Here is a 19,023-nt window from a genome sequence, read left to right on the forward strand (position 1 = left end):
GACCCCATAAACATCGCATTTGCCGGGCGATCTGTGACACGCCACCAGTCTGCGACGGTCATGCCCAAAGTCAGATCGGAATGAGTTTCAATCGCGACGTTGATGTGGCGGCCCTGAAAGAGATCGGAGTTGATCAGATAGGCGATAGTGCAGGGGTCGTGCAGGGGCGCTCCTTGGGAGCCATACTTCTCGATATCGAAGCGTTCGAAAAAATCTGTCCAGCTGGCGACCATGCGCCCGACATCCGTATCAAGCGCCTTGATGTCGGCGATCCACTTGGCGCTGGTCAGGGCCTTGTGCGTCACATCAAGGGGCATGACCGTGATAGTTGCGCCAGATTTAAACACGATATCAGCGGCTTCTGGGTCGACGTAGATGTTAAATTCAGCGGCGGGAGTGATATTTCCAACCTCGAAATACGCCCCACCCATTAGCACAATCTCTTGCACACGTTCGATAATATCAGGCGCGCGTTTGAACGCGACTCCGATGTTCGTTAGCGGGCCGATGGGCACAAGTGTGACTGTGCTGGGCGGTTCTGTGCGCAGAGTTTCGATAATGTAGTCGACGCCGTGCTGGGCTTGCAGCGGCATTGTCGGTTCAGGCAGTTGAGGGCCATCTAGCCCTGTCTTGCCGTGCACATGCTCTGCAGTGACCAGTTTGCGCGCCATTGGGGCATCGCAACCCGCAAAGACCGGGATATCGGGGCGTCCGGCCAGCTCGCAGATGATGCGAGTGTTCTTTTCGGTAAGCGGCAAAGGCACGTTGCCTGCGACCGCCACAACGCCAAGGACGTCGATTTCAACCGGTGATGCAAGGGCGAGCAAGATCGCCACGGCGTCGTCTTGTCCGGGATCGGTGTCGATGATGATTTTACGGGGCGCTGACATGTCGTTCTCCGGATGCGGAGTTGGACCTTGGCGGCGCCCCGTCTGCTTGTCCAGCATCAGAGCGAGGCAAGATGGACTTTCTCGTGACGTTAACCACCCGAACCCGCGCCACCGTCAAAGTCGACGCGCTCGACCATTTGCAGGGCTTGCGCGCGATGGCTGGCGATAGCGGTAAGGTTTGTGTCGTCGGGGGTGAAGTCACCCCAGCTTGCAACAAGTTCAGATGCCTTTGCCGCCGGGGAGGCCGGGTACTCGTAGACAACAGAGGCGTAGATGGCTTGTGCGTCCGGTGAACTGAGAAATTCCATGAAGCTGACAGCGTTGTCGCGGTTTGGAGCGCTTGCGGTCATAGCAACGCCGGAGACATTGACGTGGCTTGTGCCGTTGTCCGCGAAAGTCGGGAATTCGATGCGGACTGAGTTGGCCCACTCGGCCTGTTCCGCATCTTCAAGCATGGCGCCCATGTAATAGGTGTTGCCCAGCGAGATGTCGCATTCACCAGCCCAGATCGACTTGACCGGTGCGCGGTCGTTGCCTTCGGGGTCTTTGGCAAGGTTGGCCTTAACGCCCTTCAGCCAGCCCTCGGCGGCTTCCAGTCCGTTGTGTTCAATTGCAGCGCTCAGCAGGCCCAATGTGTAGACGTGTGTGCCTGAGCGGGTGCAGATACGGCCTGCCCATTTAGGGTCGGCGAGGTCTTCATAAGTGGTGATCTCGCCTTCACCGACGCGGTCTTTTGAGGCGTAGATGATGCGCGCGCGGGAAGTGAGGCCGAACCAGTGGCCCTCGGGATCACGCAAGGCAGCCGGGATAGCGCCGTCGAGGATTTCGCTGTCCACGGTCTGTGTCACGCCAGCTTCTTTGGCATCTGTCAGACGGCTAATATCGACAGTAAGGATAATATAGGCGGGCGAGCGGCGGCCCTCGGCCTTCAGACGCTCAACCAAACCTTTGTCAACGTATGCGACATTGGTCGTGATGCCGGTTTCGGCTGTGAATGCATCCAACAGCGGTTGGATCAGCTCGGGTTGGCGGTAGGAATAGATGTTCACCTCATCGCCGTAGGCAGGAAGGGCCAAAGCGGTGGCGGCGAGTACAAAAACGGGTAAACGCATTTTGAGGTCTCCAAACGGTCAAACTTGATAGATAGAATAAACCTGACTATTTTAGTCAGGTCAATATGTCCGAGTGTTTCCATCGGACATATTCCGCTGGTTGATTCAGCTAATCTCACTACGCTCGCGCGCTTTGGCGGCATCCCAAAGAGCGTCCATTTCCTCAAGGTTGCTGTCTTCGAGGAGACGGCCTTCCTTGTCTAGCGCGCTCTCTATCTGTTTGAAGCGGCGCGTGAATTTGGCGTTTGCATCCCGAAGGGCATGTTCGGGGTCGACGTCCAGATGCCGGGCGAGGTTAGCCATGACGAACAGAAGGTCGCCAAACTCCTCGTGTGTATGTTCGGGATCGGCGTTGTCGTTCGCCTCGACCAGTTCGCGCGTTTCCTCAGTGATTTTTTCAAGCACATGACCGGCATCGGGCCAGTCAAAGCCCACGCGTGCCGCGCGCTTTTGCAACTTCACCGCTCGCAAAAGCGCCGGCATTCCAAGGGCGACATCATCGAGTACACCTTGCGCGCCTTTGGTTGCACGCTCGCGTGCTTTGGCGATTTCCCAGTCACGCTTCTGGTCTTCCGCTGTTTTATCGCGTGTCTCAGAGCCGAAGACATGGGGGTGACGGTCGACCATCTTGGCGGTGACACGGCGCGCGATGCTGTTGACGTCAAAATGCCCGGCCTCGGCCCCCATCTGGCCGTGGTAGACGACCTGCAATAGAAGATCGCCCAATTCGCCTTCCAACTCGGGCCAGTCTTTGCGGTCGATGGCGTCGGAAACCTCGTATGCTTCTTCAATGGTATAAGGCGCGATCGTCGCGAAATCCTGTTCTATATCCCACGGACAGCCCGCTTCGGGATCTCGCAAGCGACGCATGACCTCGATCAGGCGGGGCAAACCGTCGGCGGTCTCAAAGATCGGATCGCGTTCGTTGGTCATTGCTTCGTGGCCCTGCTTTTGAAACCCTTTCCCGACTTGTTACACAAACTCGAAGAAAGTCCACATGCCTGTCATCAATCGTTTTGCAGGGTATGCCGACGACATGAAGGAATGGCGGCATTGGCTGCATCTTAACCCCGAGCTTGGCTTGGAGCTGCCCAAGACGGCGGCCTATGTGGCCGCGCGGTTGCGGTCGTTTGGGGTGGATGAGCTGCAGGAAGGTATTGCCCAGACCGGGATGGTGGCGATCATCAGCGGGCAGGGCGCGGGGCCAACGATTTGCCTGCGCGCGGACATGGATGCGCCGCCAAGCACTGAAGCGACGGGCGCGGCGCATGCCAGCGAAACGCCTAGATATATGCATGGATGCGGCCAAGACGGGCATACGACGATGCTTCTTGGGACGGCGAGGCATTTGGCCGAGACGCGGCGTTTCAGGGGGCGCGTGGCGCTGATTTACCAGCCGACGGAAGAGCTTGGCGGCGGCGACTTGTTGATGGCTGCAGCTGGGATCATGAAGCAATTCGATATCTCGCAAGTATTCGCGCTTCACAACGGGCCGAACATGGGGGGTGGCACATTCGCAATCAATTCCGGGCCGATGTTGGCTGGCGCGGATCAGTTCAAAATCATCTTTGAAGGTCCTGGCGGCCATGCTGCACGGCCCGATCTGACGAGGGATGCGCTGTTGGTGGTGGTAGATACAGTTCAGGCGTTGCAAACAGTGGCGGCGCGCGATCGACCGGGGTACGAGCCCTTTGTATTGACTGTCAGTCAGGTGCGCGCGGGCAAAGAGGCGACGAATGTATTCGGCATGGCGCCTATGCTTGGCGGCACGGTGCGCGCTTTTTTGGCCGAAATGCGCGAAATGGCCAAGCGCCGAGTGCATGAGATCACTGTGGCTCAGGCGGCTGCGTTCGGGTTTTCGGTTTCAATTACCTACACAAACGACATTCCCCCGACTGTGAACGATCCCGACAAAGCGACGTTTGCGGCTGAGGTTGCTAGTGAACTTGTTGGAGCTGATGCCGTGGATAACCATTTGATCCCGCGCATGGGAGTCGAGGACTTTTCCTATACGGTGGAGGGACGCCCCGGAGCCTATATGTGGATTGGACAGGGTGAATGCCCGGCGCAGCACCAGCCGACCTATGACTTCAACGACGACATCGCGCTTCTTGGGGCCGGTTTTTCGCTCGGTCGAGCCTGCGCAATCGCTCGATACTTGACGTGAGGCCGATGTTCGGGCCTTTAGTTTGTAGCCGCAAAGGGAACAGTGCATGGGACTGGAAGACGCCGCAAATGAGGTCGATGTCGCGTTCACACGGGCAGAGCCGCGCGGGCTTGCCTACGAAAACGTATTCGCAGGCGTGCCGTCGTTTTTGCGCAGGAAGCTGACGAAGGATCTTGCGGGCATTGATCTGGCGATAACGGGTGTGCCTTTCGACCAATCCGTCACGCACCGTCCGGGGACGCGGTTTGGGCCGCGTGCATTGCGCGAAGCGTCCACGCTTCAGGCCGGCGATCCTCCCTATGGCTGGGGCTTTGATCCGTTGGGAGAGTTTGCGATAGTAGACTACGGAGATATGGCGTTCGATTATGCGAAAGTGGCCGAGGTTCCCGGGCTGATTGAGCGTCATGCTGCCAGCATTCTGGATCAGGGTGCTGCATGTCTAACACTTGGCGGTGACCACTCGATCACATTGCCATTGTTGCGCGCACATGTTGCGCGTCACGGGCCTTTGGCCTTGGTGCAGTTTGACGCGCATTCAGATACTTGGGTGGATGATGACCGGGCGCGCGTGGATCACGGGACCTTTGTTTATAAGGCGGTACAGGAGGGACTGATCGATGTAGATCGGTCGGTTCAGATCGGTATCCGCATTGCAAATGACACGGCCTTAGGGATTACGCGGCTTGACGCGCGGTGGGTTCATGAAAAGGGTGCTGCGGCGACTGCAAACGCAGTGAAAAACATCGTTGGGGACGCGGCGTGTTATCTGACGTTTGATATTGACGGGCTGGATCCGGCGTATGCGCCGGGGACAGGCACGCCGGTCTGGGGTGGTCTCACAACGGCGCAGACAGCGATCATTCTGCGAGATTTGGCAGGGATTAACCTTGTTGGGGCGGACGTTGTCGAAGTGTCGCCGCCGTTTGATCACGCAAACATCACAGCTGTTGCGGGCGCGCATGTGGGCTATGAATTGATCTGCCTATGGGCGTGGAACCGCCGGTCTTGATTGCTTTGAAAATTCCGCAACATATCTACGTTAAAGACCAACACATTTGAGGCGATTGAGTGATGCAAACTTCCTTCTTATTCATTATTTTTGTCGTAATTCTTGGTGCCGGATGGATAAGGTTCGCCCCCACAGATGTTGATGCCTGGCACGTTGATCCTGCCACAGCCAATGATCCCGGCGCGCAAGGGTTTCGAGTGATAGGGCGCGAGGCACCGCGATTTTCAGGCGACCCGGTAGCCGTTTTGGAGGCTTTGATTGCGATTTCCCGGGCAGAACCACGCGTACGACGCCTGGACGGAAGTGTAGACGAGGGAATGTTGACGTTTGTGGCGCATACAAAGTGGGTCGGGTTTCGCGACTACATCACTGTCAAAGCTGTGGCCGAGGGATCGGCTACAAAGCTGTCGGCTATTTCTAGGTCGCGCTACAGCTATGGCTCAGATCGGGGTGTAAACCGCGAACGAATGGAGCGTTGGTTTGCTGAACTGGAGGATATTTTCGTCGAGTGACGACGACAGGCAACCAATGCCGGTATCTCGCCATATCGGTACGTTCAGTGCCATCTCGCACAAAGCCATAAAGGTGCGGCCATTGACGAACAGGCATATCTCCTGGCCAAGCTCGACGCGCGATCCTTGGGTGTCCGTACAGTAGCACTCGATGACTTTTCCACCGGGGCCTGTGATGTCAGCGAAGCCTGGACTGGCAGCAAGGCCGAGGATTAATGCTAGCTTCCACATAACAAAATTATAGCATCGAAAGCCACTCGCGCAAAGTCACGCTGTCTTGACCTTAGAGGGTGGATCGGAGAGACGACAAAGATGATCCCGGCAGACACACTTCAACTGATCATTGGGCGCTTTCAATTCTTGGAAGCCAAAATGGCTGGAGGCGCGGATGGGTCCGAGATTGCTGTCCTTGCGCGCGAATACTCTGATTTGAAGCCGGTCGTCGAAGAAATTACGCAATATCAAGAGCTTGTTGCAGCCGAGGCTGAGGCACAGGCGATGCTTGAAGACCCGGAAATGCGGGCCTTGGCGGAAGAGGAACTTGCAACCCTCAAGGGGCGACTTCCGCAGGTTGAACAGGCCTTGAGAGTTGCGCTTTTGCCGCGCGATGCGACCGATGCCCGCCCGGCGATCATAGAAATTCGGCCCGGAACGGGCGGCGAAGAAGCAGCGCTTTTTGCAGGTGATTTGCTACGGATGTATCAGCGATACGCCGAGACAAAGGGCTGGCGGTTTACGATTGTCGAATTTGCGGAAACTGAGCTTGGCGGTGTGAAGGAAGTGGTTGCGAATGTGTCTGGAGAAGGCGTGTTCGCACGACTGAAGTATGAAAGTGGTGTCCACCGAGTGCAGCGCGTCCCGGAAACCGAAAGTGGCGGGCGCATTCACACCTCGGCTGCTACAGTCGCGGTTCTGCCCGAGGCGGAAGAGGTGGATATTGATATTCCAACGACGGACATTCGCATTGATACGATGCGGGCTAGCGGCGCGGGCGGGCAACACGTAAACACCACCGATTCTGCGGTGCGGATTACTCATATTCCGACTGGCGTGGTTGTGACGTCTTCCGAAAAATCTCAGCACCAGAACCGTGCCATAGCGATGCAGGTGCTCAGGGCGAAACTCTTTGATCTAGAACGACAAAAGGTGGATCAGGAGCGGGCCGCGGATCGGAAATCTCAGGTTGGATCCGGGGACCGCTCGGAGCGGATACGGACGTATAATTTCCCGCAAGGACGGCTGACGGACCACCGGATCGGCCTGACGCTCTATCGGCTCGGAGATATCTTGGCTGGTGATCTCGACGAGGTAATTGAGGCGTTGATTGCCGAAGATCAGGCAGCGAAACTGGCCGAGCAGGGGCTTTGAGCGAAGGCGCGACACCCGAAACCGTGCAGCAGGCCATGACCCGCGCCGCGCGGTCGCTGGATGAGAATGGGCTTGCCTACTCGATGCGGGATGTCCGCCGATTGATGACCGCGGCCCTTGCTATCAAGTCTGATCGGCTAACGCTCCATCTGCGCGATGACCTTCCCCCTGAAGTTAGGATCGTATTTGATGCCTTTTGTGCGAGGCGTGGAAAACGTGAGCCCGTATCACGGATACTTGGGGGGCGGTTGTTTTTCGGGCGATGGTTTAAGAATTCTTCGCATGTCCTTGATCCTAGGCCAGAAACTGAGATTTTGGTTGAGCGTGCGCTGCAAGGTGATTTCGACAACGTGCTTGATATTGGTACCGGATCGGGCTGCATTGCACTGACGCTTTTGGCGGAAAAGCGCGACGCAACTGCGATTGCTACGGATGTTTCGCCAGACGCCTTGAAAACTGCCCTGGAAAACGCAGTCTCTTTGGAAGTTTCTGACCGCGTGACGTTTGTGGTCTCAGATTGGTTTCATTCGGTTGACGGACGGTTTGATCTGATCGTTTCTAACCCGCCTTATATCCACCCAACCGAAATGAACGCACTCTCTCCAGAGGTTGCGCAATGTGATCCGCATCTTGCCCTGACCGACTTTGTAGATGGCTTGACCGGCTATCGCGAGATTGCGGCACATGCGCGCGGGCATCTGCATCCGGGTGGCCGCGTTCTTGTTGAGATCGGGCCAACGCAGGCGAAGGCCGTTCATAAACTGTTTGTCAATGCCGGTTTAGTCTCGATTGCAGTGCACCCCGATTTTGACGGGCGGGACCGTGTTATCGAAGGCTTTCTGCCAGATTCTTGAAAAATCTGGCAGAATCGGCGAATTACCCGCAGTTAGCCGTAAAATAAGCTTGCTCTGAGCGCCGCCACCGGTTACAACTTTTGGGCGCGACGCAGGGAAATGTTTTCCCGCTGCGCTGCTTCACTCCTTGCACGGACTATCGGCCCAAGAGGGGCTTGGTTTGAAACTACCGCGCAAAACCAGATCAACGGCTGGACCAGTACCTTATGAGATCATCTAAGTCACGTTCGCGTTCCAAAGGGAATCGCAACAATAACCGCAGTGTCGGTAACGTCGTAAATCGCGTATTCGACAGCTCGGGGCCGGAAGGCAAAGTGCGCGGCACGCCACAGCAGATCATCGATAAGTACAACCAGCTTACCCGCGATGCTCAGTTATCTAACGACCGCGTTGCGGCTGAGAACTTTCAGCAACACGCCGAGCATTATACGCGGATGTTGACCGAAGCGATGCGAGAGCAGCAGGAACGCCAAGACCGCCAACAGCAACAGCAGAACAACCAGAACGCCAACAATAATCAGAACAACCAAAATAATCAGGGCAATCAAAACAACCAGAACCAACCGCGTCGCGCGGATGATAGCTCCTCGCAAGACCATGCGGCAATCCAAACTCCTCCCGTTGCCGCGCCAGCCCCTGAGCAGCCGCAAACCAAGCAAAACGATGATGTGATTGATTTGGCCGAGGGAGCTGAGGCAAGCGGGCTTGTCGAAACACCTGAGGAGCGGCCTGTGCGTCAGCGCCGCCCACGTCGCAAAGCCCCTGCAGCACCTGCTGCGGATACGGGTGAGCAGCCGGAGCAGCCAAAGGCGCCAACACCGGACGCGGCTGAGTAACTCAGCTTTTTTCGAGTTCGCGTGCCAATGCGCAGAAGCGTTCAATTTCGACAGTTTCCGCGCGATCTGTCGGCTTTATGCCGGCGGCGATCAATCTGTCTTCGATATCAGGCCTAAGCCCCTTGAGGCTGGAGCGTAGCATTTTGCGGCGCTGATTGAAGGCGCGTGCGACCACATCTTTCAGGATTTTGCCATTGGCCGGGTAGCGGGGCTGCTCCAGACGGTTCAGCGTGACAACGGCTGAGCGGACCTTGGGTGCGGGTGTGAAAGCTTCGGGCGGCAGTTCCATGACGATTTGTGCGTCGGTACGCCATCCCGCCAGCACGGCCAGGCGCCCGTAGTGTTTTTCGCCCGCTGTCGCGGTGATCCTTTGTGCGACCTCAAGTTGGAACATAAGTGTAAGAGAGACCCAGAAAGGCGGCCACGCTGGCGGATCGAGCCATCTCGTAAGAAGCTCGGTGCCGACGTTGTAGGGGAGGTTCGACACGATGCGAACCGGCGCTGTCAGGTGTTTTGTAAGGTCTAACTCCAAAGCGTCGCCTTCAAGAATTTCGAGGCGTCCGGGGTAGGCGTTTGAGATGTCCTGAAGGGCTGGGATGCAACGTGCGTCCTTTTCAACGGCAACGACTTTGCGCGCGCCTTCGGCTAGCAACCCGCGGGTCAGGCCGCCGGGGCCGGGGCCGACTTCCAGGATGTCCGTGTCGCGCAAATTCCCGGCTGATCGGGCGATTTTGGCGGTGAGGTTCAGATCAAGAATAAAGTTCTGCCCCAGCGACTTGCGAGCAGACAATTCGTGTTTAGCGATGACATCGCGCAATGGCGGAAGGGTATCGATGGCGCTCACGATGTCCCCTTAGCGCGGGCGTCAGCCATCTGGTGGGCAAGTTTGATCGCCTCAATCAGCGACGTTGGATCTGCTTTTCCGCTCCCTGCGATATTGAAGGCAGTGCCGTGGTCGGGAGAAGTGCGCACGAATGGCAGGCCAAGTGTAACATTCACGCCGCGATCGAACGCCAGCGTCTTAATCGGTATCAGGGCTTGGTCGTGGTACATTGCGACGGCTACATCGTAGGTTTGACGCGCGGCTGTATGGAACATCGTATCGGCTGGAAGAGGGTCAGTAATGTCCATGCCTTCCAGGCGAAGCGCCTCGCAAACCGGGCGGATGATGGCGTCATCTTCTGCGCCAAGAAGCCCACCTTCGCCGGCGTGCGGGTTGAGGCCTGCAACCGCGATGCGGGGAATTGAGACGCCAAAGTCTCGGATCAAGGCCGCGTGCACAATCCGCAATGTTGTGACCAAAAGTTCGGATGTCAGGGCCTCGGGGACTGCGTGAAGCGGTATGTGGATGGTGGTCGGAACTACCTTCAACTCGGCCGCCGCAAGCATCATGACGCTTGTTTCAACGCCTCCCAAGGCGGCGAGGTATTCGGTATGGCCGGGGTACGAAAACCCCGCGTGATCGACCAGCACTTTTTTCGAGATAGGTGCTGTGCAGACGCCAGCGGCATCCCCGGACTGTGCAAGATTGACTGCCCTGGTGATGACGTCGATGACGGATTGCGCATTGGCCGCTGACGGGATGCCGGGTGTAGCAGTTTCGGGAAACTCATGTGGTAAGACGGGCAGGCCATGTTTAGCGGCGGCGCCTGCTTCAACGGGGTTTTCGATACGGGCCGCACGGGCTGCGCCGGGGAGGTGGCGAGGATCACCGATCCAGAAGAACGGCGCAGTGTCTGCGACTTGTTCCCATGCTTTCACCGCGATCTCGGGGCCAATGCCTGCTGGATCGCCACAGGTCAGCGCGACAGGTTTCCGATGGCGCGAGGCCACTAGTTGACCAGATCGGCGATGTAGGTGTCGGCGCGTAAATCGGCAAGATAATCGGCCGCGATTGTGCCAAGACGCACATTCAAAAGCCGCGCGCCGACAAGCTCGAAATCAACCGTGCTTTCAAAGGCTTGCTGACGATCACAAAGCATCAGAACCGTGCTTTGGTTGTTCCGAATGATCGCAGTGGATGTCTCGTTGACGTCAAGTCCGGGGATGAGGGCGCGAATATCGGCGGGTAATTCTGACATTTGTTGGCTTGTGCGAAGAAGCTGATCCTCGGGCAGGTCGCGCGCGATCCCGTATAGGTCATCGCAAGTGTCTATGTCAGAGGCGATCCGGGATGCGACTGCGGGCCCTTCCGGCACACGCAAAAGCGCATAGGCAATCGACAGTGTCTCGGGAGAGCCTGCCCGGACGCGCTCGAGGTCGCGCAAAAAGAACACGCCGATTGCGTTCTCAAGTTCGATGGGACGACTTATCTGCCCAGGCGTCAGTCCCTGGATCAACCCTTGGATACTGGCAGGCAGACTATCAATCGCAACCCAGTTCAACTGTCCGCCATTGGCGCGTGATGCGGCAACAGAATAGAGGCGCGCGGCTGTAGCGAAGGCTTCCTCTCCACTCAGGGCCGAGATTTCAGCGGCTCGGGCGCGCGAGGCGCGTGTTGTTTCAGGCGTTGTCGCAGGCAGTAGAATTTCGGAGATAAGCACGCGCAATCCACCGTCGGTTCCGGTTCGTGCCAGCGTGCGATTGACCAGATCGTCAGGGATGTCGCGGGCTTGCCCGCGGAAGGAGTCCTGCACATGCGACCGCCATGCGATCCCGGCTGTTACGAAGTCGCGATATGTTTCCGCGCCGACGCCTTCTTGGTCAAGGGCGGCGATGAATTCTTCGGCTGTAAGGTCGGCCCGGCTGGCAAATTCTTCCAGTCCGCGCAGGATTTGGTCTTCGCCGGGAAGATTATCGCCCCGGCGTGCCGCCTCGATTTGAATGCTTTCGTTGATCAACTGATCACGCGCCAGATTGCGCGGGTCTCCGGGCGCGCGCAGAAGAGACAAAAACCGGGTGCGTTGAGTGATTTGATATTCGGTCACCACGTTGTCACCGACTTGCACAACAGGGCGGAAGCGGTTTTGGGCATCTGCCGGAACCGCGAATATGATTATCGCAACGATTAGCGACACTATCACAGCGATGTAATTGTGATGTTTCAAGTGGCTACCCTCTGCAAACCGGTCGGCTTGTCCCTTGCTTTTGTCCATTTCCAACACCCAGCAATGACACGCGAAAGCCAAAGTCAGTGGTTGGAGTGACACTTGTAGATGTTGCATAGCGGCGCGTTACCGAAAGGTCTATGCGAATGCAATCGGTCGAGAAATCGACGCCAAGCCCGGCGCGGGCAGCACGGCCCGCGTTGAAGTCGTAGCGCCAATCGGCGTTTGCGGTCCAGTTTTCGTTCAGATCAAGCGCGCCCCCAAAGGCCCACTCCGACAATTCTTCGTTCCGCCCCTCCGCAGGTTCGGGCTGCGCAAAAAGATAGCTCGACGTGAGCATGCCACGGTCCGCCTGCCAGTCCACGCGTGTTTCGCTTAAGGTGAAGGCCACGTTGTCGTCGAAAAGCGAGCGTGACGACACCCAAAGTCGATCCCCGAAGGAAAGCCGACCGGCCAGAAGCCATTCGGATTGATCGGCGTCCGCGCCGCCGCTTGTGTCGGAAAACTCCAGCGTACCATCAAGGCTAGCAACCCGCCCGAAAGCAAAGTTTGCCGCCCAGCCGCTTGGATCAGAGCGGTGCCAGTTTACACCAACAGCCGCGCGCGACCCGTCTTCGATGCCATCAATGCCCGGAAATCGCGAGGGGGCGAACAGATTGGCTTCGTCAAATTCCACAATACGGCTGTCTTCAAGAGGAACGTCGTCGCCAGAGATGGTGGCGATATCCAGTCGCAGAATGGGCTCAAGGATTTCGGACGCGCCGCTGGAGGTTGTACGGGCATGCGGCCATCTAAGCTCGGTCGCGACGCGCGGCGCGGCGCGCAGGCTGTTCGCCTCAAACGTGGAATCCTGTCCAATGTTATAGGCGTCGATCCGCAATGCGGCTTCAGTATCAACCACTAGGCCTCGTCCAAGAACCGAGCGGCGCGACCAGTCCACGCCAAACCCGATCCGCGACATGTCGCGCCCAATAATGTCATCCGAGGAAGGGCGGTTCAACGCTGCGGCGTCGATACGGATTGTGGTCAGGCCCCCAAAGCGCGGCGAGGGTAGATCGCGTTGATAAGACGTCTCGATGAACCGGTCGGGCAGGGCGTCCCGGATCGGGATCTCGAGGTCGCGCAGGGTCTTAAATTCGGTGACGCTCGCGCGGAAAAGGTCTTTTTCGCGCACACGGTCGAGAGCAAATTCGTTCGTCAGACGGTCTTTTGAGGAGTAGTTGTATTGGAAAAGATAGCCGGGGTCTGAGACGAATTCGAGCTGCCCGGACGCGACAAACCCGCGTGGCAGATAATAGGTTCCGTTGGCAAAGAAATATCCCCGGCCTCCGATATCGTCGCTTGTGGCAGCGCCATCAAAAGTAAGGCGGCCGTTCCGTAATTCCTGTCGATAGTTGAATTCCAGCGTTGTGGTTGATGCCGAAAGATAAGGTGTGAGTGTTGTGTCGGCATGGGAGCCGATTGCGATGAAATAGGGCAACCGGAGACCGGTGCCGAGGTCGGACGAGGTTCTAAGTTCGGGGATCAAAAAGCCACTGGCGCGTTTCAGCGTGGGGTCTGGCAGGCGCAAGCGCGGCAGGTAGAGGATCGGCACACCTGCCAGCCTGAACTGTGCATCATCAAAATAAAGTTGCTGTTCCACGGTGTCATGCACCACGCGCGAGGCACGGATTTCCCAAAGTGGCGTAGGATTGGCAGCGCAGACTTCGCACGACGACGCAACGACGCGTCTTAGCGTTGTATAGCGGTTATCGACGCGGGCAATCCGCGCGGCGGCAAGTTGCAGTTGCTGATCCAGTACCAAACGGGCCGACGTCAGCACGCCGTTGCGCAGATCACTGTTAAGCGTGGCGGCGTCTGCGGTGACCACATTGCCAGAGGCGTCCTTAAGCGTCACAGCCCCTTCGATAGAAAGCGTATCTGTCGTGCGATCGTAAATGACGCGTTCGGCGGACAACCGATTGCCCTCGAAGAAGACCACAACATTCCCTTCGGCGGTGATGCGTCCTGACGGGTCTACGATAACGCTGTCGGCGATGAGGGAAGCAAGGGCCTGCGCCTGTGCCAAGCCCGGAATGAGCAAAAGGCAGACAAAGAAAGCAAGAAGACTGCGTCTCATCCGTCTTCCAGATGTAAAAGGAGCCCAAGCGGCAGCAAAACGGCGGCGATGGGCGGGCCCCATGCTGCAAGAAGGATGGGGATTTGCCCGTTCTCGCCGAGGATGGCGGCGAAGTTGCGCACGAAATACAAACTAAAGCCAAGTGCCAGTGCCAGCATGACCATAAACCCTGTGCGCCCCATGCGCGTGTGACGCATTGTGAAGCTCGCGCCGACAAGCACCATCGAGATCAGCAGGATCGGCAGCGCCAATTCCATGTGCAGGAATGTGCGATGGTTACGCGCGGAAAATCCAGCGGTTTCAAGCTGCTTGATGAAGGCAGGAAGCTCCCAAATCGGAATGGTGGACGGGGTGCCGAAGCTGTCGAGAATTTGGTCACGCGTGAGGTTGGACGCAAGGCTCATCCGGTCCGCGGTGAAGGCGTTTTGTTCGGGGATGACAGCGTTTGGATCAAAGCGCCATTCTTTGGCGCCCTCGATCTGCCATGCACCTGTTGTAAGACGAGCGGTTTCAGCTTCGATGCGGTAGCTTGGGGTACCGTCAGCGGCAAAGCCAAGAAATGTGGCACCGAACAAAACTGTTCCGTCCAGGTTGGCGCGCTCTGCGTGGATCACAGTCTGTCCATTCGGCGTGCCTTGACGCAGCCATAGCCCCTCACGGGTGACCGATACGGTCGATGCGCCTTCGTTGGTCAGCCGTCCTGCCACGACTTCGTACTGCTTGGATGTTGCAGCAACGATTGGGTTGATCACGCCGACGGCGACGATACCAATCACAAACGTGACGATCAGCGGGGCGACCAAGCATTTTAAAGCCGAGCGGCCCGAAGCGCGCGTGACGACCAGTTCCGAAGACCTTGCCAGTCGCAAAAACAGGGCCACCGTGGCAAGGATCATGATCAGCGGCAGGATGCGGTAAAGCGTCTCTGGCACATTCAGCGCGGTCAGCGACAAAAGCGCGCCGAAGCTTGCGTCGGTCGATCCGAATTTTCGGATTTGCTCGATCATGTCGAGAAGAAACAGGATAACAAAGAAAACAAGAATAGTGGACAGAACCGTCTTCAGGAATTGGCGCGCAAAATAGAAATGAAGGGTCATGGGCTCCCTCCGTCTGGCGTTGTAACGCGATGTCTTCGCCGGAATAATCCTGGTCGCGACGCCAATTCAAGGAGGAGAGCCGCTAGAATTACTCCGGCAAGTGGCCCCATGTAGGCGGCAGGCCAGTGGTTGGCGTTTGACTGTACGATGTCCTGTCCAATCCGGGTGATCATCTGGATGAAGATCAAGGCGCCGATGGCGCCGGCGATTTGTCTCCAGATCCCAAACCGCGAAAAGCCTCCAAGCATCAGTGCTGCAAAACCGACAAGCGGTGCTACGAAGCCATTCAGTGCGTTGCCGAAGCGATCGTGTGCTTCTGATATAAGCGTGTTGCGGGAAGCTCCAGTCAGGGCTTGCGTGGTTTCGCTTGCTTGCAACAGAACGCCGGTGCCAAGCTCTTGTGGCCGTATGCCTCCCAGTCCTGTTAGTTCGACCAAGCCGCTTAAATCAAAGGCAAAGTTGTCAAAACGCGTAACCGATAACAGGCGGTTCTCGGTGTCCAATGCCTGTGCCATGCCGTCGAACATAATAAGCGTAGGCGCGTCGTCGCCGCGGATCAGTAAGGCTTCCCTTGCGCTATAGGTGACTTGGACCTTTGCATCGCGGGAGTCTGACAAAAAAATATTCAACAACTCGCCCTGTGGCGAAATTTCCCGGATGTAGAACGTCACCTGATCGGCGGGATGGATGAATTGGCCTTCGGTCAAAAGTCGCGCCGTCATGTTCTGTGCAATCTGATCGGACCTGACGGCCAGTTGGCGCAGGCTGGAGGGTACAAGGAAATGACCAAGGACCGAAGCCAGGACTGCTACAATCAAGCCGAAATACACCACGGCGCGGGCCAGTCGCCACGGTGAAAAGCCGGTCGCCTGCACAACAACAAGTTCGCTTTCTGTGGTCAGGCGATTGGTGACGTAAAGGGTGCTGGCGAAGGCAGCAATCGGCAGCACAATTCGGATTACGTTTGGTAAAGAAAGAACGGAAATTTCAAGGAAAACAGCCGCTGATTGGCCGTTGGCAATCAACTGGTCAAAAAGAACGACGGCACGGTTCACCCAGTACACAAGCACAAGTACAAGCGCAAAAAAGCCGAACAGCGTCAAGAGCTGCGTCATAAGGTATTTGTCGAATCGTCCGATCATCACTGACTGACCTGGCTACATTGGCTTGACTTAAACCACAGTGCGCGCGCGGGGAACAGGGATTGGCACGGATTGATGTCCGTTATCGGCTGGTCTTGGCCAAGCCGGAAGACTACTTTGTGGGGATGCCATTCGAAGGAGCGCGCAATGACGGATTTGCCCACATTCACACTCAGCGAAACAAGCCTTGATCAGATAGCCGAGATCGAGGGTCGGATCGTTATTTTTATGCCTGAAAGCGGCAAACTTGATCAATCTGCACGGCGGGTGAACCGGCTGATGCGAGGCGCGCTTGAGCGATTTGCGGAAAGCACTGCATTTTCCAAAATGAAGCAAGGGGAAGCAACTGACCTGGCCTTCCCGACAGGCATGCGGGCTGACGCTGTGCAAGTTATCCGCCTTGACCTCACGGCCGACCCGGAAGCGGAGCGTCGCGCAGGTGCTGCGATTGGCGCCGGTGCCGTCAAGGGCGAGGTTCTCATCTTTGCTGGCGAGCGGAAGAAACTTGAACACTTAATGATGGGATGTCTGCTGAAGGCCTATGCCTTTGGCGATCACAAGACCGATCATGGCGAACGCGGGACCGTTGAGATCACGATGATGGTGGCAAAGCCCGATGACTTGCAGAGTGACCTTTTGCGGGTGCAGGCTGTTGCCGAAGGTGTCTATTTCACCCGCGATCTGGTCAATGAGCCAGCCAACGTTTTGACAACTGTTACTTTCGCCGACCGACTAGAAGCTTTGCGCGAGCTTGGTCTGAAGGTTGAGGTTCTTGACGAGGACCGTTTGGAAGAACTTGGGATGCGAACGCTTCTTGCCGTGGGCTTTGGCAGCGAGACGCCCTCCAAAGTCGTGATTATGGAATGGACCGGACGCGGCACCGAAGCGCCGCTTGCTTTGGTCGGCAAGGGCGTTGTGTTTGATACCGGAGGCATATCGATTAAGCCTGCGGGCGGCATGGAAGAAATGACGATGGACATGGGCGGTGCAGGCACCGTCGCTGGTGTGATGAAAGCATTGGCGCTTCGTAAAGCGGCGGCAAACGTTGTCGGGATTGTCGGTTTGGTCGAGAACATGCCGGACGGACGTGCGCAACGCCCCGGCGATGTGGTGCGATCGATGAAGGGCGACACGGTAGAGGTGATCAACACCGACGCCGAGGGCCGCCTCGTTCTGTGCGACATCATGTGGTACGCTCAAGAGCGCTTTGAGCCACGTGCGATGATTGATCTTGCGACGCTTACGGGGGCGGTCATTGTCGCACTTGGCCATGAGAACGCGGGTGTGTTTTCCAACGATGACACGCTTGTGGGATCGTTTTTAGCGGCGGCAGCGACAGAGGACGAAGGCGCGTGGCGGATGCCTTTGGGCGAGGGCTATGCGCGGGCTTTGAAGAGCCGAATTGCGGATGTGAAAAACACCGGCGGGCGCCCTGCGGGGTCGATCACGGCTGCTGAGTTTTTGCAGCGGTTCGTGAAGAAAGACACACCATGGATACATCTCGATATTGCAGGTGTTGCCAGCACGGACGCGGCAACGACGCTGGCGCCCAAGGGGGCGACGGGCTGGGGTGTGCGTGCCTTGGATCGTTTGGTTTCGGATCGATTTGAAGGGTAGCAACGATGGGGTCTGTCTATTTCTATCACCTGACCGAGCATCCGCTTGAAGCAACCCTGCCGATGCTGTTGCAAAAGTCGTTGGCGGCGGGGTGGCGTGTAGCCGTACGATCCGGCGACGACGCTTTGATGAAGCGTTTGGACAGTGCGCTTTGGTTGGGAGACGGCTTTTTACCCCACGGTATCGCAGGGGGTCCGCATGATGCAGATCAACCGATATTGCTAACAAAAGGTGACGCGACCAATGGCGCGCATTGCGTGATGGCCGTCGGTCAGGCGGCGATCGACGTGGTCGAAGCGCAAGCCGCCGAACGTGTTTGCATCTTGTTTGATGGAGCCAATCCAGAGGCCGTCGATCATGCGCGCGGGCAGTGGCGGTCAATGACAGACGCGGGGCTTGCGGCGCAATACTGGGCGGACGAGGGCGGCCGCTGGCAGAAAAAGGCCGAGAACACACCGAAAAGCTAGGGTTCCAGTATCATCTGATCGCCGCTGATTTCGATGCGGTCGAACAGGCTTAAATACCGCATTCCAAGAAGCGACCCCGGCATTTCGCCTTCGTTCACTGAGGCGGGGATGTTCTGGCGCGTGAAAGGTCCAAGCGTCACACTGTCGAGATCCGTAAACGCTGTGCGCACTTCGCCGTTTGCCGTGCGCGCACGCCCTATGAAGGCGAGGGTTTCGGGATCAAGCCCAACGCGGGCCGCATCTTCCAGTGTCAGAACAATATCTGTCGCGCCTGTATCGACCAAAAAGTCGACTGGCGTGCCGTTCACTTGCAGTGTCAGGTGGAAATGGCCGTCACGGCCGCGTGGGATCGAGATTGCAGTGCCGTCTTCGACAACGGCTTGTTTGGGCAGAAGGTCACCTTCAATGTCTTCCCAAAGACCGTAAGCGCCGATGAAGCCGATGAAAATCAAACCCCATGCGAGCATCATCCGCGCAACCTTGCCCAGTCCTTCACGGTTTTCGGCAATGAACCAGCCAAGGATCGCCGCTCCGAGGATTGTCAGATAGATGAGGCTGTCGAGATCGATGTTATCCATATGCTATAGATAGGCCCGCGGCCAGGCCAAGGGTAGGGCTAACCGCCAAAGCCAACTGCACGCAGGCCGTCCAGCACAAACTGCACCGAAAGTGCGGCCAGCAACATGCCAAGCAGTCGCGTCACCACGTTGATGCCAACAGGGCCAAGAGCGCGCTCGATCGCTGTAGCCAAAAGAAAGAAAAAAAACGTCAGCAGCAGGACGGAAA

General features: G+C 57.3%; 19 protein-coding genes. 8 read left to right on the forward strand and 11 right to left on the reverse strand.

The annotated features are described in order from the left end of the window. From Q1B15_RS21105 to mazG, 3 genes are all read right to left on the reverse strand, one after another. Positions 1–890 (reverse strand): nucleoside hydrolase (locus tag Q1B15_RS21105; RefSeq protein WP_299757703.1); only part of this gene is annotated, 890 nt, incomplete at its 3' end. Between the two features lie 89 nt (positions 891–979). Further along, positions 980–2,002 (reverse strand): Fe(3+) ABC transporter substrate-binding protein, encoded by a 1,023-nt coding sequence (locus Q1B15_RS21110; RefSeq protein WP_299757705.1) that lies wholly within the window; start codon positions 2,000–2,002, stop codon positions 980–982. Between the two features lie 105 nt (positions 2,003–2,107). Continuing rightward, entirely contained in the window at positions 2,108–2,935 is an 828-nt protein-coding gene (gene mazG, locus Q1B15_RS21115) for a nucleoside triphosphate pyrophosphohydrolase (protein WP_299757707.1), read from the reverse strand. Between the two features lie 64 nt (positions 2,936–2,999). Here mazG and Q1B15_RS21120 point away from each other — a divergent pair, with 64 nt between their 5' ends. The 6 genes from Q1B15_RS21120 to Q1B15_RS21150 all read left to right on the forward strand — a co-directional run bounded on the left by Q1B15_RS21120 (position 3,000) and on the right by Q1B15_RS21150 (position 8,748). After that, positions 3,000–4,169, forward strand: coding sequence for an amidohydrolase (locus Q1B15_RS21120; protein ID WP_299757709.1), 1,170 nt, complete (start codon positions 3,000–3,002; stop codon positions 4,167–4,169). 46 nt (positions 4,170–4,215) lie between these two features. Then, positions 4,216–5,178 (forward strand): agmatinase, encoded by a 963-nt coding sequence (speB, locus tag Q1B15_RS21125; protein WP_299757711.1) that lies wholly within the window; start codon positions 4,216–4,218, stop codon positions 5,176–5,178. Positions 5,179–5,240: 62 nt separating this feature from the next. Then, a complete protein-coding gene (locus Q1B15_RS21130) occupies positions 5,241–5,690 on the forward strand; it encodes a DUF1499 domain-containing protein (RefSeq protein WP_299757714.1) in 450 nt (149 codons plus the stop codon). Between the two features lie 312 nt (positions 5,691–6,002). Next, complete coding sequence (gene prfA / locus Q1B15_RS21140; RefSeq protein ID WP_299757720.1) at positions 6,003–7,058, forward strand: peptide chain release factor 1; 1,056 nt, start codon at positions 6,003–6,005, stop codon at positions 7,056–7,058. Next, complete coding sequence (gene prmC / locus Q1B15_RS21145; RefSeq protein ID WP_299757722.1) at positions 7,055–7,912, forward strand: peptide chain release factor N(5)-glutamine methyltransferase; 858 nt, start codon at positions 7,055–7,057, stop codon at positions 7,910–7,912. Before prfA ends, prmC begins: the two co-directional genes overlap by 4 nt. 206 nt (positions 7,913–8,118) lie before the next feature. Then, positions 8,119–8,748, forward strand: a complete 630-nt coding sequence (locus Q1B15_RS21150) for a DUF4167 domain-containing protein (RefSeq protein ID WP_299757725.1) — start codon at positions 8,119–8,121, stop codon at positions 8,746–8,748. 1 nt (position 8,749) lies between these two features. Here Q1B15_RS21150 and rsmA read toward each other — a convergent pair whose 3' ends face one another. The 6 genes from rsmA to lptF are packed head-to-tail and all read right to left on the reverse strand — an operon-like array spanning position 8,750 to position 16,153. Continuing rightward, on the reverse strand, positions 8,750–9,592 hold the full coding sequence (gene rsmA, locus Q1B15_RS21155; protein ID WP_299757727.1) for a 16S rRNA (adenine(1518)-N(6)/adenine(1519)-N(6))-dimethyltransferase RsmA: 843 nt from the start codon (positions 9,590–9,592) through the stop codon (positions 8,750–8,752). Then, positions 9,589–10,581, reverse strand: a complete 993-nt coding sequence (gene pdxA / locus Q1B15_RS21160; protein ID WP_299757730.1) for a 4-hydroxythreonine-4-phosphate dehydrogenase PdxA — start codon at positions 10,579–10,581, stop codon at positions 9,589–9,591. The genes rsmA and pdxA overlap by 4 nt, the downstream gene beginning before the upstream one ends. After that, positions 10,581–11,843, reverse strand: a complete 1,263-nt coding sequence (locus Q1B15_RS21165; protein ID WP_299757733.1) for a peptidylprolyl isomerase — start codon at positions 11,841–11,843, stop codon at positions 10,581–10,583. Before Q1B15_RS21165 ends, pdxA begins: the two co-directional genes overlap by 1 nt. Then, the gene (gene lptD / locus Q1B15_RS21170) at positions 11,800–13,914 is read right to left on the reverse strand and encodes an LPS assembly protein LptD (protein ID WP_299757735.1); all 2,115 of its coding nucleotides are present in this window, start codon (positions 13,912–13,914) and stop codon (positions 11,800–11,802) included. Before lptD ends, Q1B15_RS21165 begins: the two co-directional genes overlap by 44 nt. Beyond that, the gene (gene lptG, locus Q1B15_RS21175; RefSeq protein WP_299757737.1) at positions 13,911–15,011 is read right to left on the reverse strand and encodes an LPS export ABC transporter permease LptG; all 1,101 of its coding nucleotides are present in this window, start codon (positions 15,009–15,011) and stop codon (positions 13,911–13,913) included. Before lptG ends, lptD begins: the two co-directional genes overlap by 4 nt. Then, on the reverse strand, positions 15,008–16,153 hold the full coding sequence (lptF, locus tag Q1B15_RS21180) for an LPS export ABC transporter permease LptF (protein ID WP_366141761.1): 1,146 nt from the start codon (positions 16,151–16,153) through the stop codon (positions 15,008–15,010). The genes lptG and lptF overlap by 4 nt, the downstream gene beginning before the upstream one ends. Before the next feature lie 147 nt (positions 16,154–16,300). Here lptF and Q1B15_RS21185 point away from each other — a divergent pair, with 147 nt between their 5' ends. Both Q1B15_RS21185 and Q1B15_RS21190 read left to right on the forward strand, forming a co-directional pair. Then, positions 16,301–17,770 carry a leucyl aminopeptidase gene (locus Q1B15_RS21185; RefSeq protein WP_299757740.1) on the forward strand — a complete coding sequence of 490 codons (1,470 nt, stop codon included), beginning with the start codon at positions 16,301–16,303 and terminating at the stop codon, positions 17,768–17,770. A 5-nt stretch (positions 17,771–17,775) separates the two neighbouring features. Further along, positions 17,776–18,237, forward strand: a complete 462-nt coding sequence (locus Q1B15_RS21190; protein ID WP_299757742.1) for a DNA polymerase III subunit chi — start codon at positions 17,776–17,778, stop codon at positions 18,235–18,237. Here Q1B15_RS21190 and Q1B15_RS21195 read toward each other — a convergent pair. Together Q1B15_RS21195 and Q1B15_RS21200 are read right to left on the reverse strand one after the other, a co-directional pair. Continuing rightward, entirely contained in the window at positions 18,234–18,815 is a 582-nt protein-coding gene (locus Q1B15_RS21195; protein ID WP_299757744.1) for a TIGR02281 family clan AA aspartic protease, read from the reverse strand. The two genes, Q1B15_RS21190 and Q1B15_RS21195, sit on opposite strands and share 4 nt — an antisense overlap. Before the next feature lie 38 nt (positions 18,816–18,853). Continuing rightward, positions 18,854–19,023 (reverse strand): MarC family protein (locus Q1B15_RS21200; RefSeq protein ID WP_299757748.1); only part of this gene is annotated, 170 nt, incomplete at its 5' end.

Source organism: uncultured Boseongicola sp. (assembly GCF_937988555.1).
Lineage (GTDB): Bacteria > Pseudomonadota > Alphaproteobacteria > Rhodobacterales > Rhodobacteraceae > Boseongicola.

Coding starts and splice junctions, on each gene's coding strand:
- speB (WP_299757711.1), top strand. CDS start 4,216: ATGGGACTGGAAGACGCCGCAAATGAGGTCGATGTCGCGTTCACACGG.
- Q1B15_RS21165 (WP_299757733.1), bottom strand. CDS start 11,843: ATGGACAAAAGCAAGGGACAAGCCGACCGGTTTGCAGAGGGTAGCCAC.
- Q1B15_RS21130 (WP_299757714.1), top strand. CDS start 5,241: ATGCAAACTTCCTTCTTATTCATTATTTTTGTCGTAATTCTTGGTGCC.
- Q1B15_RS21185 (WP_299757740.1), top strand. CDS start 16,301: ATGACGGATTTGCCCACATTCACACTCAGCGAAACAAGCCTTGATCAG.
- lptF (WP_366141761.1), bottom strand. CDS start 16,153: ATGATCGGACGATTCGACAAATACCTTATGACGCAGCTCTTGACGCTG.
- Q1B15_RS21195 (WP_299757744.1), bottom strand. CDS start 18,815: ATGGATAACATCGATCTCGACAGCCTCATCTATCTGACAATCCTCGGA.
- mazG (WP_299757707.1), bottom strand. CDS start 2,935: ATGACCAACGAACGCGATCCGATCTTTGAGACCGCCGACGGTTTGCCC.
- Q1B15_RS21110 (WP_299757705.1), bottom strand. CDS start 2,002: ATGCGTTTACCCGTTTTTGTACTCGCCGCCACCGCTTTGGCCCTTCCT.
- lptD (WP_299757735.1), bottom strand. CDS start 13,914: ATGAGACGCAGTCTTCTTGCTTTCTTTGTCTGCCTTTTGCTCATTCCG.
- Q1B15_RS21190 (WP_299757742.1), top strand. CDS start 17,776: ATGGGGTCTGTCTATTTCTATCACCTGACCGAGCATCCGCTTGAAGCA.
- Q1B15_RS21150 (WP_299757725.1), top strand. CDS start 8,119: ATGAGATCATCTAAGTCACGTTCGCGTTCCAAAGGGAATCGCAACAAT.
- prfA (WP_299757720.1), top strand. CDS start 6,003: ATGATCCCGGCAGACACACTTCAACTGATCATTGGGCGCTTTCAATTC.
- lptG (WP_299757737.1), bottom strand. CDS start 15,011: ATGACCCTTCATTTCTATTTTGCGCGCCAATTCCTGAAGACGGTTCTG.
- Q1B15_RS21120 (WP_299757709.1), top strand. CDS start 3,000: ATGCCTGTCATCAATCGTTTTGCAGGGTATGCCGACGACATGAAGGAA.